The organism is Methylophaga sp. UBA2689, assembly GCA_002354555.1.
In the GTDB taxonomy this organism is placed as follows: domain Bacteria; phylum Pseudomonadota; class Gammaproteobacteria; order Nitrosococcales; family Methylophagaceae; genus Methylophaga.
Genome location: DELT01000079.1, coordinates 1 through 14,594 on the forward strand (window position 1 = coordinate 1; position 14,594 = coordinate 14,594).

17 protein-coding genes are annotated in these 14,594 nt (G+C 46.1%); 12 read left to right on the forward strand and 5 right to left on the reverse strand.

Going from position 1 to position 14,594, the window contains the following annotated elements:
* Nucleotides 1-230: 230 nt before the first annotated feature.
* On the forward strand, nucleotides 231-866 hold the full coding sequence (locus tag B3M51_RS09530; RefSeq protein ID WP_292758595.1) for a CsiV family protein: 636 nt from the start codon (nucleotides 231-233) through the stop codon (nucleotides 864-866).
* Here B3M51_RS09530 and B3M51_RS09535 read toward each other — a convergent pair.
* Together B3M51_RS09535 and B3M51_RS09540 are read right to left on the reverse strand one after the other, a co-directional pair.
* Nucleotides 850-1,584 (reverse strand): S-methyl-5'-thioinosine phosphorylase, encoded by a 735-nt coding sequence (locus B3M51_RS09535; protein ID WP_292481161.1) that lies wholly within the window; start codon nucleotides 1,582-1,584, stop codon nucleotides 850-852. The two genes, B3M51_RS09530 and B3M51_RS09535, sit on opposite strands and share 17 nt — an antisense overlap.
* Nucleotides 1,581-2,117: a hypoxanthine-guanine phosphoribosyltransferase gene (locus B3M51_RS09540; protein ID WP_292758598.1), complete on the reverse strand. Its 537-nt coding sequence runs from the start codon at nucleotides 2,115-2,117 to the stop codon at nucleotides 1,581-1,583. The genes B3M51_RS09535 and B3M51_RS09540 overlap by 4 nt, the downstream gene beginning before the upstream one ends.
* Before the next feature lie 66 nt (nucleotides 2,118-2,183).
* Here B3M51_RS09540 and B3M51_RS09545 point away from each other — a divergent pair, with 66 nt between their 5' ends.
* From B3M51_RS09545 to B3M51_RS09560, 4 genes are all read left to right on the forward strand, one after another.
* Nucleotides 2,184-3,101 (forward strand): ABC transporter substrate-binding protein, encoded by a 918-nt coding sequence (locus B3M51_RS09545; RefSeq protein ID WP_014706450.1) that lies wholly within the window; start codon nucleotides 2,184-2,186, stop codon nucleotides 3,099-3,101.
* Nucleotides 3,094-3,867, forward strand: coding sequence for an ABC transporter ATP-binding protein (locus tag B3M51_RS09550; RefSeq protein ID WP_014706449.1), 774 nt, complete (start codon nucleotides 3,094-3,096; stop codon nucleotides 3,865-3,867). The genes B3M51_RS09545 and B3M51_RS09550 overlap by 8 nt, the downstream gene beginning before the upstream one ends.
* Complete coding sequence (locus B3M51_RS09555) at nucleotides 3,864-4,826, forward strand: FecCD family ABC transporter permease (RefSeq protein WP_014706448.1); 963 nt, start codon at nucleotides 3,864-3,866, stop codon at nucleotides 4,824-4,826. Before B3M51_RS09550 ends, B3M51_RS09555 begins: the two co-directional genes overlap by 4 nt.
* Nucleotides 4,827-4,896: 70 nt before the next feature.
* Entirely contained in the window at nucleotides 4,897-5,475 is a 579-nt protein-coding gene (locus tag B3M51_RS09560; protein ID WP_292758605.1) for a DUF882 domain-containing protein, read from the forward strand.
* 1 nt (nucleotide 5,476) lies between these two features.
* Here B3M51_RS09560 and B3M51_RS09565 read toward each other — a convergent pair whose 3' ends face one another.
* Nucleotides 5,477-5,890, reverse strand: a complete 414-nt coding sequence (locus tag B3M51_RS09565; protein ID WP_014706446.1) for a hypothetical protein — start codon at nucleotides 5,888-5,890, stop codon at nucleotides 5,477-5,479.
* A 128-nt stretch (nucleotides 5,891-6,018) separates the two neighbouring features.
* On the opposite strand from B3M51_RS09565, the gene B3M51_RS09570 reads away from it, so the two are divergent.
* Both B3M51_RS09570 and ggt read left to right on the forward strand, forming a co-directional pair.
* Complete coding sequence (locus tag B3M51_RS09570; RefSeq protein WP_292758608.1) at nucleotides 6,019-7,017, forward strand: rhodanese-related sulfurtransferase; 999 nt, start codon at nucleotides 6,019-6,021, stop codon at nucleotides 7,015-7,017.
* Nucleotides 7,014-8,684, forward strand: a complete 1,671-nt coding sequence (gene ggt, locus B3M51_RS09575) for a gamma-glutamyltransferase (protein WP_292758611.1) — start codon at nucleotides 7,014-7,016, stop codon at nucleotides 8,682-8,684. The genes B3M51_RS09570 and ggt overlap by 4 nt, the downstream gene beginning before the upstream one ends.
* Before the next feature lie 4 nt (nucleotides 8,685-8,688).
* Here the strand turns inward: ggt and B3M51_RS09580 are convergent, their stop codons facing one another.
* Nucleotides 8,689-9,150: a hypothetical protein gene (locus B3M51_RS09580; protein ID WP_104934531.1), complete on the reverse strand. Its 462-nt coding sequence runs from the start codon at nucleotides 9,148-9,150 to the stop codon at nucleotides 8,689-8,691.
* A 34-nt stretch (nucleotides 9,151-9,184) separates the two neighbouring features.
* On the opposite strand from B3M51_RS09580, the gene B3M51_RS09585 reads away from it, so the two are divergent.
* On the forward strand, nucleotides 9,185-9,949 hold the full coding sequence (locus tag B3M51_RS09585; RefSeq protein WP_104934530.1) for a TatD family hydrolase: 765 nt from the start codon (nucleotides 9,185-9,187) through the stop codon (nucleotides 9,947-9,949).
* On the opposite strand, the gene B3M51_RS09590 is transcribed toward B3M51_RS09585, so the two are convergent.
* Nucleotides 9,950-10,243 (reverse strand): encapsulin-associated ferritin-like protein, encoded by a 294-nt coding sequence (locus B3M51_RS09590; protein ID WP_104934529.1) that lies wholly within the window; start codon nucleotides 10,241-10,243, stop codon nucleotides 9,950-9,952.
* A gap of 94 nt (nucleotides 10,244-10,337) precedes the next feature.
* Here B3M51_RS09590 and B3M51_RS09595 point away from each other — a divergent pair, with 94 nt between their 5' ends.
* From B3M51_RS09595 to B3M51_RS09610, 4 genes are all read left to right on the forward strand, one after another.
* A complete protein-coding gene (locus B3M51_RS09595; RefSeq protein ID WP_292758616.1) occupies nucleotides 10,338-11,249 on the forward strand; it encodes an AAA family ATPase in 912 nt (303 codons plus the stop codon).
* Entirely contained in the window at nucleotides 11,249-12,211 is a 963-nt protein-coding gene (locus tag B3M51_RS09600; RefSeq protein WP_292758619.1) for a DUF58 domain-containing protein, read from the forward strand. Before B3M51_RS09595 ends, B3M51_RS09600 begins: the two co-directional genes overlap by 1 nt.
* Entirely contained in the window at nucleotides 12,201-14,249 is a 2,049-nt protein-coding gene (locus B3M51_RS09605) for a transglutaminase TgpA family protein (RefSeq protein WP_292758622.1), read from the forward strand. The genes B3M51_RS09600 and B3M51_RS09605 overlap by 11 nt, the downstream gene beginning before the upstream one ends.
* A 120-nt stretch (nucleotides 14,250-14,369) precedes the next feature.
* Nucleotides 14,370-14,594: ThiF family adenylyltransferase (locus B3M51_RS09610; RefSeq protein WP_292758625.1), on the forward strand; the 225-nt coding region annotated here is incomplete at its 3' end.

Consider the following 14,594-nt stretch of genomic DNA (forward strand, 5'->3'; position numbering starts at 1 on the left):
ACCGTATATTCCCAGCCCTGGTCTACCGACTTGACGCCCATTAAAACAAGGACAATGGCCAGTACCAGCACCACGATAACAAATAGCGAAAAACCTTCCATTACTCTGCTCCATTGCGACTTTTAATCTTCACTGGATGATACCAGCAAAGTATATTAAGCGGGTGGATCTTGGACATTTTGGGGTCAGCGTTAGACAATAGACAACATGATCATTCGGAACCGTTTTATATGAAATCTTTGAGCCTAATTCGTAGCCTGTTTTTTGTCGCTTTAATGAGTTTTGGGGTCGCAGCACAGGCTCAACAGTGGTACCACGTTGAACTGATCGTTTTTGAAGTACTCAATCCATCTGATAACGAACAGTCGCCGGTATTTACCTTGCAGGATCCTGCTCCTTTGAAAGTGGGTATGGCCAACAAAATTATTCAACCAGCAGGTAACAAAAATCTGACAGATATTTCACAACGGCTGCGTAATTCAGCAGGTTATCGGGTAATAAGCCATCAAACCTGGCAACAAGCCGTTGGCAGTCGCAGTCGGGCACAAGCGGTGGCGATAGACTCTGATAGGGTTCAAGGACAAGTACGTTTTCATATTGCTACCTATTTACACGCGAGTCTGGATCTATGGTTGCAGGATGGTGTGCGCTCAGTGGAAAGCAATTCATATCATACTTTGCATCAACCACGTTTAGTGGAATTGCGCCGTATTCGTAGTAAGCAGGTGCATTATTTCGATCACCCGCGATTTGGCGCTATTCTGCAACTGATACCGGTATCAACACCGGATCAGGTGCTGAGTAATATGACCGAACCAGAAACCTATTCACTGCCGTCTGAAGGTGAAGCTACAACAGCGGAATAACCCCTTTCAATAATCGTCTTACCTGCCCCATCGAGTCATCCATGGTGTCCAATATGGCTTCTATAGTCAGGGGGTGTGAACTTAAACCAGCCGCCTGATTAGCCACGACAGCAATACTGGCGTAGGCAATATTTAATTCTCGTGCCAGTGCCGCTTCAGGCATGGCCGTCATGCCCACCATGTCAGCACCATCATTTTTTAATTTCTGGATCTCTGCAGCCGTTTCCAGTCTCGGTCCCTGAGTTACCGCATAGGTTCCGCCATCGATAACTGTCATTTCTTCACTATTGGCCGCAAGCTGTATTTGCTGACGCAGTGTTTCATCAAATGGGTAGGTGAAATCAATATGCTTATCGGCTGAAAAATCCTCACTGGCAAAACTGGATTCCCTTCCCCAACTGTAATCAATCAACTGGTCAGGTAATGCAATTGTTCCCGGCATATAGGGCTCCGTAATACCACCCACCGAAGCAACAGCGAGTATTTGTTCTACTCCTAACTGGTGAAACGCCCAGATATTCGCCCGATAATTAATAAGATGTGGCGGAATTGTATGATGTTCACCATGTCTAGGCAGAAAAGCCACCGTTTTATCGGCATAACGACCAATCGTTAATGGCGCAGAGGGCTCGCCAAAAGGCGTTTCTCGCTGCATTTGCTGTTCCAGAATCAAGCCCTCCAGCTGGCTTAACCCACTGCCTCCAATTAATCCAATCATGATGCATTCTCCTTGACGGCAAAGATGCCAGGCGCATTACGTAAATAGCCTTTGTAATCCATACCAAAACCGAAAACATAACGATCAGGAATTTGTAAGCCAATATATTCCGGTTGAACGCCATATTTATTACTGTGCTGTTTATCTGCCAATACCACTGCTTTTACAGAAGTCGCACCAGCCTGCTGACAAAAGTTACGCAACGCTGCCAATGTAATGCCTTCATCATATATATCATCCACTAACAGCACATGTCTGCCATTAAGATCAATATTCGGCTTGGCCAGCCAATTCAGTTCGCCGCCCACTGTTTTATCACCATAACGTGTCGCATGAATATAGTCTGTTTCCAGCGAAAACTGCAGTTTTGGTAATAAATGGCCCATGGTCATCACCGCACCGTTCATCACGCAGAGCAGCACAGGATTTTTGTCGAGATAATCCTTGTACAGCTGCATAGCCAATCGATCGAGACTTTTATCAATGGCCTGCAAACTAAATAAACACTCTGCTTCGGGCATTACCTGATTCATCTACTTCACCTATCTGTATCAATATCAGGCAGTATAATAGGCTGCTTTGATTACGGGAAAGCCAAAATGGCACGTTTTTGGCCGATTCTGCTGTTTATCGCCATTTTTATTTTCGTCTGGCTGCAACCTGAAAAACTGCAATCCGAAAATAATGCGTCGGAAATATCCTCTCCGCAGCGGGTCATCAGTCTGGCTCCTAGCATTACCGAAACACTGTTTGCACTGGATGCGGGTGATAAAGTGGTTGCGGTAACGGACTATTGTCGATACCCCAACCAAGTGAAAAATCTTCCCAAAGTTGGCGGTTATCTGGATCCAAATCTGGAGCAGATTGTTCGCTTGAAAGCCGATATGGTTATCCTGCTGGAACGCCAACAAAGCTTAAATACGCAACTGCAGCAATTGGGGATTAAAACGCTAAGTATTGATAACTCCAGTCTGGCCGGCATTCGAAACAGCATCATTGATATAGGCGTAGCAGTTAATAATGTGTCATTGGCCAGAAACCTGGTCAGCGAGTTTGATAATCAGCTTGAATCAATCCAACAGAAAATCCACAATCAGCCCGAACCGACTGTTTTGATTGCGATAGCCCATAGTTCACATACGCATTTTCTGGATAAGGTATATCTCGCCGGACAACAGGATTTTTATAATGATTTATTGTCATTTGTTGGTGCGACCAATGTCTATCAGGGACCAAATATAAAAGTGCCTGCAGTTTCCACAGAGGGCCTGTTACGGCTTAACCCTCAAATCATTGTTGATATTTTTCCCAGCGAAGAAGTGTATTCACCTGACCTCACCAAGCTACGGCAGCAATGGCAGAGACTGGATAAAATTGATGCCATCAGCAATAACCAGTTATATATTATTCAAGCCGATTATGCAGTGATCCCCGGCCCCCGAATCATTCAACTGGCAGAGGATCTGGCGCGGATATTTCATCCACAACTGGATTGGGATGTATCTCTAGATGATTAGCTGCAGCAATATTTTGGTAAAGGTCGGCGATAAAACACTGATTGAAGACATCAATTGCGATATTGCCCGTGGCGATTACCTGTGTATTGTGGGACCAAACGGCTCTGGCAAAAGCACTTTTTTAAAAACCTTATTTGCGCTTCAGCCTGTGTCGGGGGGGAAAATATCTATTGATGGACAAATGCTCTCACATTACAGCCAGAAAAAACTTGCCCAACTCATCAGTTATGTGCCGCAGACTGGAGGCAGTCACCTGAGTTTCAATGTTGAAGAATTTGTACGGATGGCAAGATACAGTTACCACCATATCTTTTCTGAGTGGCAATCGCAGGATCAGGACGCAGTAGAAAATGCGCTCACGATTACTGACAGCCAACCCTTTCGCTTTCGTAAAATGTCGACTCTCAGTGGTGGAGAGTGCCAACGGGTAATGATTGCCGCCGCTCTGGCGCAGGATACGCCGGTTTTAATGTTGGATGAACCCACGGCCTTTCTGGATCCCCATCACCAGGTTGCCGTACATCAATTAATCCGCAAACTGAATCAACAACTGCACAAAACCATTATCGAAGTGACCCACGATATCAATCATGCTGCGCAGCACAGTAAACATGTATTGGCGTTACTGGATGGTAAATGCCTGTGGCATGGCCCTGCTGAACAGTTTTTAGATGCCGAACGGTTACAGCAGCTTTATCAGCAAGCGTTTGTGTTTGCCAAACATCCACATCATGACCGGCTGATTGCTGTGGCAGATGAATCATGAGCATAAAACTTAAACTCATCGCATTAAGCCTGTTTACCATTCTGGTGGTCATTATCAGTCCGTGGCTGGATTTTTCAGCGGCTGGTTCGGCAGAAATCCAGCAAATGATTATCTATGAGTTGCGGATCCCAAGAGTGTTATTTGCATTTACTGCGGGCTGTGGTCTGGCATTGTGCGGCATGGTATTTCAGGCAATGTTTCGCAATCCGCTGGCCACACCATTTACCCTCGGCGTCGCCAGCGGAGCCTCACTAGGGGCAGCGATCAGTGTCTATACGGGTATTAGTTTTACGATTTTAGGGTTAAGTGCCACCAGCCTCAGCGCGTTTGCCGGTGCGTTAATCGCCATCAGCTTTGTTTACAGTATCAGTCGATTTCGGTTTGGCTTTTCCGGCGAAACCTTATTGTTAACCGGTGTGGCTATTAGTTTCTTTTTTTCCAGTCTGATTCTGTTTATTCAGTATCTCAGTAATGTTGCCGATTCATTTCAAATCATCCGCTGGTTGATGGGCAGTTTAACCGTCGTCGGTTACCAGGAATTAAAGCAACTGTTACCTTTTGTTATGCTGACGGCAGTAGTGATTATTTATCTCAGCCGCGAACTGAACCTGTTAATGGCCGGTGATGAAATAGCCACAAGTCGAGGCGTTTCGGTGAAATACGTACGCTACGCATTATTTTTTGTTACTTCGTTGTGCGTGGGTGCTATCGTTGCTTTATGCGGTCCAATTGGCTTTGTCGGCATGATGGTGCCACATATCTGTAGATTGATAATCGGTGAAGATCATCGTTATTTGATACCGGCCACATTGCTTTTTGGAGGTAGCTTTCTGGTGATTTGCGATACGCTTGCCAGACTAGTCATTGCCCCTGCAGAATTACCTGTGGGTGTTATTACCACGTTATTGGGCGGACCGTTTTTCCTGTGGCTTTTGATGCGATATAAATCGCAGCATTAATATAGCGAAATCGTTAACTGCTGCTGTCATTCGCGATTTTTGCTGCAACATTTCTCTGGCGGGTATTTATATGACTGATTCTGATAACCGTTTAACTGCCACAGTGATGCAAAAAACCTTTAACAGACGCCAAATATTACGTTATCTGGCTGCCAGCGGTGCCATGTTAATGATGCCCGCAGCATTGGCGAACTTGCCTAAAGAAGCACCTCGTCAGCTGTCGCTGTATAACCTGCATACTGAAGAAAAGCTCAAAGCGACTTATTGGGCGCAAGGCGAATATCAGCCGAATGCACTGGCAGAAATTGATTACCTGTTACGTGATCATCGTAGCGGTGAACACACAGATATGGATCGGCAATTGTTGAATTTAATGTTTCTGTTACAGCAGAAAGCACAAAGTAAACAAGCGTTTCATATTATTTCCGGTTATCGCTCCCCCGCCAGCAATGAAATGCTACGCAAGAGCAGCACTGGCGTCGCTCAGAAAAGTCTCCACACACTTGGCATGGCGGTAGATTTACAGTTGCCAGGCACCAACCTCGAAGAATTGCGTGATATGGCGATAAATCTGCAAGGTGGTGGCGTCGGTTTTTATCCAAAATCTGACTTTATTCACATTGATACCGGGCGAGTCCGCCGGTGGTAAATTAAAGCTCGGTAATTTCCTGCATCAGCTGCTGCGCTTGTTGATAAAAAATAGTCATCTGATTTTTATATTGCTCACTGAATTGTTGATGATGCAGTTGCATTTTAAGATGCAGTTTTCGCAATCTATCATGAAACGCCCTTTGCTTCTCAAGATTGATATAACTGTCACAGCTGGTCATACAATTAGGGTCAAGCCCGCATTCGTAGCGGTTAATGGTTTCTTCATGCTGCATAATTAATTCAACATGTTGATCCAGCTTGGCAGTGTGTTCGGGTAAACTTCTTTCCAGTTTGTGCAGAACGGCTATTAATCTCTGAGTATGATGCGTCCAGGAATCTGCATCGGCCAACCAGCGAAGATGATCAGCCCGCCACTGTTCACTTTCTTGTTTGAGTTGTTGCAATTCATCCATTTCACACCTCACTGTGTTGATTGGTAAAATCAGTCATTGCTTGTGAAGGCTTGCTATCAAGTAAGCATACACGACCTGACAATATCCCTGTAAAATATAGGGCTTTAAAATCTTTACGGAATATTTCTATGGCTCAAACTGTGGTCTGCGCATTATATGAATTTGTCACTTTAGATGATTATGCTGCGATTAAACCATCGCTACTCAAATTCATGCTGGATCATGAAGTGCGTGGCACCTTATTGCTGGCCCAGGAAGGGATAAATGGTACCGTCGCCGGCTCGCGACAATCTATTGATGCATTGCTGGATTATTTACGCGCCGATGCCAGATTAAAGGATTTAAGTTTCAAAGAGTCGTATACCGATAATCCGCCCTTTCTGCGAAGCCGGGTGAAATTAAAACGTGAAATCGTCACTATGGGTGTCGAAGGCATCGATCCGAAACAGTCAGTCGGCACCTATATCAAGCCCAAAGACTGGAACAAATTGATAAGTGATCCTGAAGTCTTACTGGTCGATACCCGAAATGATTACGAGGTTGAAGTAGGCACCTTCAAAAACGCGGTTAACCCTCACACAGAGAGTTTTCGTGAATTTCCTGACTATGTTAAACAGCATCTGGATCCACAAAAACATAAAAAAGTTGCGATGTTCTGTACTGGCGGAATTCGCTGTGAAAAATCCACCGCTTATCTGAAGGAACAGGGGTTTGAGGAGGTTTATCATCTGGAAGGTGGCATTCTCAAATATCTGGAAGATGTGCCCGAACAAGAGTCGCTATGGGAAGGTGAATGTTTTGTATTCGATGAACGGGTCACCGTGAACCATAGCCTCGAAAAAGGTGAATACGATCAATGTCATGCCTGTCGGTTACCGATCACCGAAGAAGACAAGCAAAGTGAAAAATATCAACGCGGTGTGTCCTGCCCACATTGTTTTGATAAAACCACGGATGATCAGAAAGCCCGCTACGCAGAACGTGAAAAACAGATCCAGCTGGCCTTGCAACGAGGTGAAGCGCATATCGGCATGGAATCCAACGAAGCTGCTGAATTACATCGTCAGGAGAAAATTCGCCGTAAAGAGCAGGATCGACTTGCTGTCATGAAAAAACACCATCGATGAGATTATTCACTGCCCTGCTTGTTTATGTACTGATCATTCCGCTTGGTTTTGCTCAAACGCAAAACGGACAAGCGGCGATTGCTTCAGCACATCCTTTAGCCACCCAGGCCGGTTTTGAAATTCTGCAACAAGGTGGCAACGCCTTTGACGCAGCGATTGCAGTAAGCGCTTCGCTGGCTGTCGTTGAGCCTGCCGGTTCTGGTCTTGGAGGTGGTGGATTCTGGTTATTACATCGTGAAACCGACCAACAACAGATTATGCTGGACAGTCGTGAAACAGCCCCCTCCCGGGCACACCGTGATATGTATCTGGATAACAACGGTGAAGTGGTTCGTGATCTATCATTAAATGGACCACTGGCGGCCGCCATTCCGGGAACCCCGGCCGCATTGGATTATTTAACTGAACATTATGGTACTTTGCCATTATCTATCACCCTCGCCCCTGCAATTCGATATGCCAGAGAAGGTTTTGCCGTTACACCTCGTTTTCAACGCTATATGGGTTTTAGAAAACAGGCGTTAAATACTGAAGCTAAAGCGATTTTTTTGGATGATGAAGAAATTCCTGCTTTAGGCTCCATGATCATCCAGCGGGATTTAGCCACAACACTGGAAGCCATTGCCTTAAAAGGGCGGGATGCTTTTTATCAGGGTGACATTGCCGAACAGATGGTCAAATCAGTTCAAGCCGCGGGCGGTATCTGGACAGAACAGGATCTGGCGAATTATCAATTGAAAATCCGCCAGCCAGTAAAGGCTCAAATTGCAGGTTACACCATTACCACTGCAGCATTGCCCTCGGCAGGCGGTCAGTTGATAACTTTGATGCTGAATCAATTGCATACACTGGATTACTGGCAAGCTGACCAGCTACAAAAGCGGCATTGGCTAATCGAGTCCATGCGTCGGGCCTATCGAGAGCGCACCGTACATCTTGGTGACAGTGATTTTATTGATGTTCCGGATTATTTACTGGATCCCGCTTATGCTGCCCAAATAGCTGAGGACATTGATACCGAAAGCGCCAGCAAAAGTGATGAATTAACTGATACGTTCAGCAACAAAGGCCAGGACACCACACATTTTTCGATTATTGATCAAGATGGCAACCGGGTATCCGCCACGCTGAGTATTAACTATCCATTTGGCAGTGGCTTTGTGGCTGGAAATACCGGTGTTTTGCTGAATGATGAAATGGATGACTTTTCTGCGTTAAGCGGAAGCCCAAATGCCTATGATTTGGTGAGTGAATCCGCCAATTCCATTGAACCGGGCAAACGTCCACTGTCCAGCATGACACCAAGCTTTGTCGAAAATGAACAGCGATTGCTGGTCATTGGCACACCCGGAGGCAGCAGAATTATTACCATGGTGATGCAAGGCATATTACATTTTATGGAAGGCCACGATGCCGAAGAAATTGTGGCTGCGCCGCGATTGCACCATCAATATCTGCCAGACCGGGTTCAAATGGAAACCCCCGGTCTGAGTGTGGCGGAGCAACAGGATTTAACAGACCGAGGTCATCAACTGGATGTGTTAAACCGTCAATTTGGCAATATGCAGGTCATTGTGGCCGATAAGAAGACTGGCAAACTTAATGCCGCGAGTGACCCTCGTGGTGAGGGTATGGCAAAGACTGAGCAGATTATCGATAAAGACTGAATGATTACAGTTTCATCTCAGATGGCATGATGCCTTTTCTGGATTGAACCAACGCACTACCCTCCAGCACAATCAACGCAATCAATGTCAGTGAAATGGGCACTAATGCAAACCACCCCAGTACTGAGCGTTGAATAAAGCGCATGCTTTCATCCGCTTGAGCCATCAATAAAAATGAGCCGATTCCAAAAATCACCGCCGCCACCAGATAAGCACCTAATAAGTACATACTGCGCTTCCAGGCCAGTTTCCAGTGGGCCTCAACCAGTGCTGTCTGGTCTTGCGAGTTATAGGCTTTGTAAGCTATGGAGCCAATCATAATCAACGAACCCAACAGCGATAATGAGAAAATCAGCCACAGATTTTCGGTAGCAAACAGAATCGCCGGAACCAGGAAATGAAATATCGCCACGTTGAACATTAACCGCTCATGTGGCTTACTGGCATCATGGTAGATTTCAGACATAAAATGTTCCTCTGTTTATAAAGGCCGTTTTGACATGGTGCACCTGATTGACAGTCATTGCCATCTCGACTTTAACGATTTCGACAAAGATCGAACGGACATTCTGCAAAACTGTGCCAGGTCAGGTATCGAAAAAATTATCATCCCTGGCGTTACTGTTAACAGCTGGCCCAAACAAATCGAGTTATGTAGCAGTCATCCCATGCTATCGCTGGCCCTGGGCTGCCACCCGATGTTTATGGCTGATCATCCCGATAATGCTGCTCAACTTCTTGAGCAAGCCGTTAAGCAATATAAGCCTATCGCCATTGGTGAAATTGGTTTGGATTTTTATGTGGCAGATGCCGATATCGATTCTCAACTCATCTTATTTGAAGCACAGATTGATCTTGCTGTTCAGTTTGCTTTACCGGTTATCCTGCATGTGCGCAAAGCCCATGATGACGTTTTAAAAGTACTTCGCCAGAAAAAATTATCCGGCGGAATCGTGCATGCTTTCAGCGGCAGTGCTCAACAGGCAGAACAATACCGTAAACTTAACTTCTTATTGGGGATTGGAGGTGCGTTAACCTATCCACGGGCCCAGAGACTGCAACGCCTGTTTACTGAATTACCGCTCTCGCAAATCGTGTTGGAAACAGATGCGCCAGATATGCCACTTTGTGGTCATCAGGGAGAACGCAATACCCCCGAAAACATCCCGGTTATCATGGAAAAACTAAGTCAATTGCGTGATGAATCAGCAGAGTATATTGCTGAAATCACCACAGCAAATTGTCGTCAGTTATTCAATATCTAATCAATCGTGATGTTCACCGATTTCACCTTCGGTAAACAGATAATCACGCAATTCTTCATCCATTTTTTTATCCCGTCGGCGAATCCATTCCAGCGTCATCGCAGCATGTTCTTTCTCTTCATCACGATTATGCTCAAGAATTTTCTTCAGCTCAGGATCTTTACAGGCATCAACCCGCTGGTTATACCAGTCGACCGCTTCGAGTTCTTCCATAAGCGAAACTATGGCGCGGTGCATATCCTTGGTTTCGTCTGATAATTCGCTAAACGGCTCGTGATAACCTTCGTTTGACATATACAATTCCTTGAAAAAAAATGAATAGAACCTGACGAAAAATAGCATGTCTATTCAGATAACAACAATAACCTAGATCAATACAGGACTTTCCATGACGCAAGGCAGCACTGAACGCATACTCCACGCCATTAACTCAGTCATTCTTGGTAAACAGCACCCCGTCAAACTCGCTTTAGCATGCCTTCTAGCGCGGGGACATTTATTAATTGAAGATCTGCCGGGTGTTGGCAAAACCACTCTGGCTCATACTCTTGCCACAACATTGGGACTCCGTTTTCAACGGGTGCAATTTACCAGTGATATGTTGCCGGCTGATATTCTTGGGGTATCCATCTATGACCCCGATAAACATCAGTTCAGTTTTCATCGTGGTCCCATTTTTACGCAACTCCTTTTAGCCGATGAAATTAACCGGGCCTCTCCCCGCACACAAAGCGCCTTACTTGAAGCCATGGAAGAGCAACAGGTTACGGTTGAAGGAGAAACCCTTCCTCTGGAAGATCCTTTTTTCGTTATTGCGACCCAAAATCCTGCTCATCAGATTGGTACCTTTCCACTGCCTGAATCACAGCTGGATCGTTTTCTTATGCGTATTCAGATTGGCTATCCGGATAAACAGGCTGAACGTGCCTTGCTGACCGGCGAAGACAGACGACAAATGCTCAAGCAGTTGCAAGCTGAAATTACGCCAGCCAAATTAATCCAGCTTCAGCAGGCAGCCAGTAAAATTTCATTAAGTGATGCGTTGATTGATTACGTGCAGGCTTTATTGGCTTACACCCGAAACAGCGGCCAGTTTTATAATGGCCTGTCTCCACGCGCCGGACTGGGGCTGATTCAGGCAGCTCGGGCCTGGGCCATGATCAATGGTCGGGATTTTGTTATTCCAGAAGATGTACAAGCGGTTTTTCCCAGTATTGTTCAACATCGACTACAGGCGCGTGAACATCTGCAATCTGCAGACTGGGCTGCCGAGATCCTGAAGCAGGTAGCGCTTCCCTGATGCTCCGTCAATATTGGCAGCGCTGGCGTCAACAGCAACGCTACCGGGTATTTATTTTGCCCAGCCGCTATGGATTAAGTTATTCGATATTGATTGTAGTGATGTTGCTGGGTGCCATTAACTACAACAACAGTCTGGGTCACCTACTGTGTTTCCTGCTGGTTGGCGTCGGCCATGTAGCCATGCATCACAGTTATCGTAATGTCCGCCAGCTGGATTATCAGCTTGGCCACGCTGAACCGGTTTTTTGCCAGCAACCTGTTTTGTTGCCATTGAACCTGACCAATCAAAGTCCTCGACCTATCCGACAATTGGATATCGCTTATCTGCCATCAACCTCACGTTCAGGCTGGTGGCCGCTAAAACAATTTTCCCGGTATATTCCTCTTTATAAAGCCCCTCAGCTTGCTGCAGAACAAACCAGCCTGCATCTGATTCCAATACCGACCAATAAAAGAGGCTGGCAGGATTTAGGGCGGTTAAGGCTTTCCAGTGTCTACCCTATTGGATTATTGCTAAGCTGGTTTTTTATTGATATCCAGCAACGGGTGTTGATTTATCCCAGGCCAATGGGCAGCAAACCGTTGCCACCACCTTCCGCTATCGAAGATGCCGGATCTTTGCAGCATCAACAGGGTCTCGATGATTTTGCTGGTTTTCATCGCTATCGCGTGGGTGATGCCAGACAACATATAGCCTGGAAAGCCCTGGCTCGGGATGGCATTTTACGGACTAAACAATTTAGCAGTCCTTCCGGACAAAAAATGTTGTTCAACTGGGATGATGTGGCGGATTTACCGGATACCGAAGCGAAATTATCACAACTATGTCAGTGGATTCTGACTGCAGATACCGCTGGTATGCAATACGGTTTAATCCTGCCAAAACAAACAATAACGATAGATTCAGGCGACCAGCATCGTCATTTTTGTCTGCAAAGTCTGGCGCTTTATGGCCAATAAACGTTCAGCTGAAATCCCTTCGACATCATCCATTCACTGGTTAATGGTGACATTGACGATTATCGCCATTCCACATTTTTTCTATCAACCGCTGTGGGTTGCAGCGATATTTCTGTTGATGATGGGCTGGCGGTTAATGAATAGCTGGCATGGATGGCCACTACCTGCGGATAAACGCCTGTTAAAAGTGCTGCATTCCATCGGCGCGATATTGACCATTGTGCTGGTATTTTACAGTTATGGAATTACCATTGGCCGCGATGCAGGGGTGGCGTTACTGACCACCATGGCAGCCTTCAAAATGGTGGAAGTAAAAAATCTGCGTGATGTTTATCTGAGTTGCTTCATGGGTTTTTTCCTGATTATTACCCATTTTTTCTTCAATCAGAGCATTCCAATCGTCATTTTAATGCTGGTCAATGTGATCCTGCTGACCAGCTGTCTGATTACTGCCAATGAATCAGACAGCTCCATCAAACATCGGCTTCAACAATCAACTGTGATGGTTTTACAGGCCATGCCTCTGATGCTGTTATTGTTTGTGCTGTTTCCCAGGATTTCCGGTCCTATCTGGGGCTTGCCAAATGACGCCATGGATATCCCGGATAGTCTCCCCGATAGTATGACGTTAGGCGAAGTACCACCGCAAAACAGTGCAGTGACTGGCATGGCAGACAATATTACGATCGGCAATATCAGCCAGTTAATTCAATCCGATGCCATAGCCTTTCGGGTGAAATTCGACAACAACCAGTTTCCTGAACGTCAGGACTTATATTGGCGTGGCCCAGTGTTATGGCATACCGATGGCAAACGCTGGCTGCCATTAAGTGACAATCAAAAACGTTACGAAAACGGCTCAAAAATTCATGTCGCAGGTGATGCTTTTTCCTACAGCATGACCCTGGAACCCCATGACAGGCGCTGGTTATTTGCCCTGGATTTCCCAACAGCCTATCCGCAAACCATGCAGACCCGTCTCAGTGCAGATGGAGAGTTAAATAGCAGTGACCCAATCAAACAGCGCACTCAATATCAGTTGAGCTCTCATACTGAATATTTATTTAACCCGCAAAATGATCCCTACCTGCAATATGGATTAAATTTGCCAGAGGATCGTCATCCAAGAAGTCAGCAGCTGGCACGGAGTCTTTTAGAAAAAACTCCAACCGATCAGGCCTATATTGAAGCCGTACTGAATTATTTTCGTCAGCAGGATTTCAGTTATAGTCTGACGCCACCAGCATTACGCGGCGATACCATTGATCAGTTCCTTTTCGAGAGTCGTCAGGGCTTTTGTGAGCATTATGCCGCCAGTTTTACCGTGTTAATGCGCGCCGCAGGCATTCCGGCGCGCATTGTGACGGGTTATCAAGGCGGAGAAGTCAATCCGGTAGATCAGGTGCTTACGGTACGACAGCGCGATGCTCACGCCTGGACAGAAGTCTGGCTGCCACAACAGGGGTGGATCAGAATTGATCCAACAGCTGCCGTTTCCAGTGAGCGTGTCGACTTTGGGATCCGGGATTTATTACCGGCTGAACGGCGTTCACCTGCCGCAATAGCCAATAATGATCGCCTGGTAGAACTGTGGCAATCAGCAAAGAATAACTGGGATGCTCTGAACAGTGCCTGGGAAATGTGGGTTGTCAGCTATGGTCCGGATCGTCAAATGCAGTTGCTGGAAAAACTCGGCATGCATCAGCCGGACTGGGAAAAAATGATTCGCTGGCTGATTATCGGCATTGCGCTGATATTTGGCTGGATTGCCTGGACAACTTTGAGATTAAAAACTATACCTCAGGATCGAGTCCAGCGTTTTTATCAGAAATTCTGCCTTAAACTTGCGCGGTATGGCGTTGTGCGTCAGCCCCATGAAGGTCCGGAAGATTTTTCCCGTCGAGCTCAACTGGCGCTTCCGCAGTATCAGCAACAGATAGCCATGATCAGTTATTGTTATATGCATCTGCGGTATCGCGGAGAAGCTCTGGAAGATGATTTTATCGAGTCAGTCAAAAATTTCCGCCCACACCGATAGAAGGCTTTGTCCACCTCTGCAAATTGCATCCCGATAGTTGCATATAGCTCAAGCGCTTTTGCCATTAGCTAACCGTTATCGGAAAATAGTCAATCTTAGGTAATGTTTAGAGGAAAACGGATGGCGCATAGCAATCCATTATTTGAACGCACCCATATCCTGCTGGGTGACACCGGTTTGGATCGTCTTCAAAACAGTCATGTTTTTCTGGCGGGTATGGGCGGTGTCGGTTCATTTACCGCTGAAGCTCTGGCGCGGATGGGCGTGGGTAAAATGACACTGGTGGATCATGATGTGGTTTCGGCGTCCAATCTGAATCGTCAGCTGGTGGCACTGAACTCTACT

Excerpts from the sequence above, each read along its gene's own strand:
- B3M51_RS09530 (WP_292758595.1), top strand. The coding sequence starts at position 231 with ATGAAATCTTTGAGCCTAATTCGTAGCCTGTTTTTTGTCGCTTTAATG.
- B3M51_RS09535 (WP_292481161.1), bottom strand. The coding sequence starts at position 1,584 with ATGATTGGATTAATTGGAGGCAGTGGGTTAAGCCAGCTGGAGGGCTTG.
- B3M51_RS09540 (WP_292758598.1), bottom strand. The coding sequence starts at position 2,117 with ATGAATCAGGTAATGCCCGAAGCAGAGTGTTTATTTAGTTTGCAGGCC.
- B3M51_RS09545 (WP_014706450.1), top strand. The coding sequence starts at position 2,184 with ATGGCACGTTTTTGGCCGATTCTGCTGTTTATCGCCATTTTTATTTTC.
- B3M51_RS09550 (WP_014706449.1), top strand. The coding sequence starts at position 3,094 with ATGATTAGCTGCAGCAATATTTTGGTAAAGGTCGGCGATAAAACACTG.
- B3M51_RS09555 (WP_014706448.1), top strand. The coding sequence starts at position 3,864 with ATGAGCATAAAACTTAAACTCATCGCATTAAGCCTGTTTACCATTCTG.
- B3M51_RS09560 (WP_292758605.1), top strand. The coding sequence starts at position 4,897 with ATGACTGATTCTGATAACCGTTTAACTGCCACAGTGATGCAAAAAACC.
- B3M51_RS09565 (WP_014706446.1), bottom strand. The coding sequence starts at position 5,890 with ATGGATGAATTGCAACAACTCAAACAAGAAAGTGAACAGTGGCGGGCT.
- B3M51_RS09570 (WP_292758608.1), top strand. The coding sequence starts at position 6,019 with ATGGCTCAAACTGTGGTCTGCGCATTATATGAATTTGTCACTTTAGAT.
- ggt (WP_292758611.1), top strand. The coding sequence starts at position 7,014 with ATGAGATTATTCACTGCCCTGCTTGTTTATGTACTGATCATTCCGCTT.
- B3M51_RS09580 (WP_104934531.1), bottom strand. The coding sequence starts at position 9,150 with ATGTCTGAAATCTACCATGATGCCAGTAAGCCACATGAGCGGTTAATG.
- B3M51_RS09585 (WP_104934530.1), top strand. The coding sequence starts at position 9,185 with ATGGTGCACCTGATTGACAGTCATTGCCATCTCGACTTTAACGATTTC.
- B3M51_RS09590 (WP_104934529.1), bottom strand. The coding sequence starts at position 10,243 with ATGTCAAACGAAGGTTATCACGAGCCGTTTAGCGAATTATCAGACGAA.
- B3M51_RS09595 (WP_292758616.1), top strand. The coding sequence starts at position 10,338 with ATGACGCAAGGCAGCACTGAACGCATACTCCACGCCATTAACTCAGTC.
- B3M51_RS09600 (WP_292758619.1), top strand. The coding sequence starts at position 11,249 with ATGCTCCGTCAATATTGGCAGCGCTGGCGTCAACAGCAACGCTACCGG.
- B3M51_RS09605 (WP_292758622.1), top strand. The coding sequence starts at position 12,201 with ATGGCCAATAAACGTTCAGCTGAAATCCCTTCGACATCATCCATTCAC.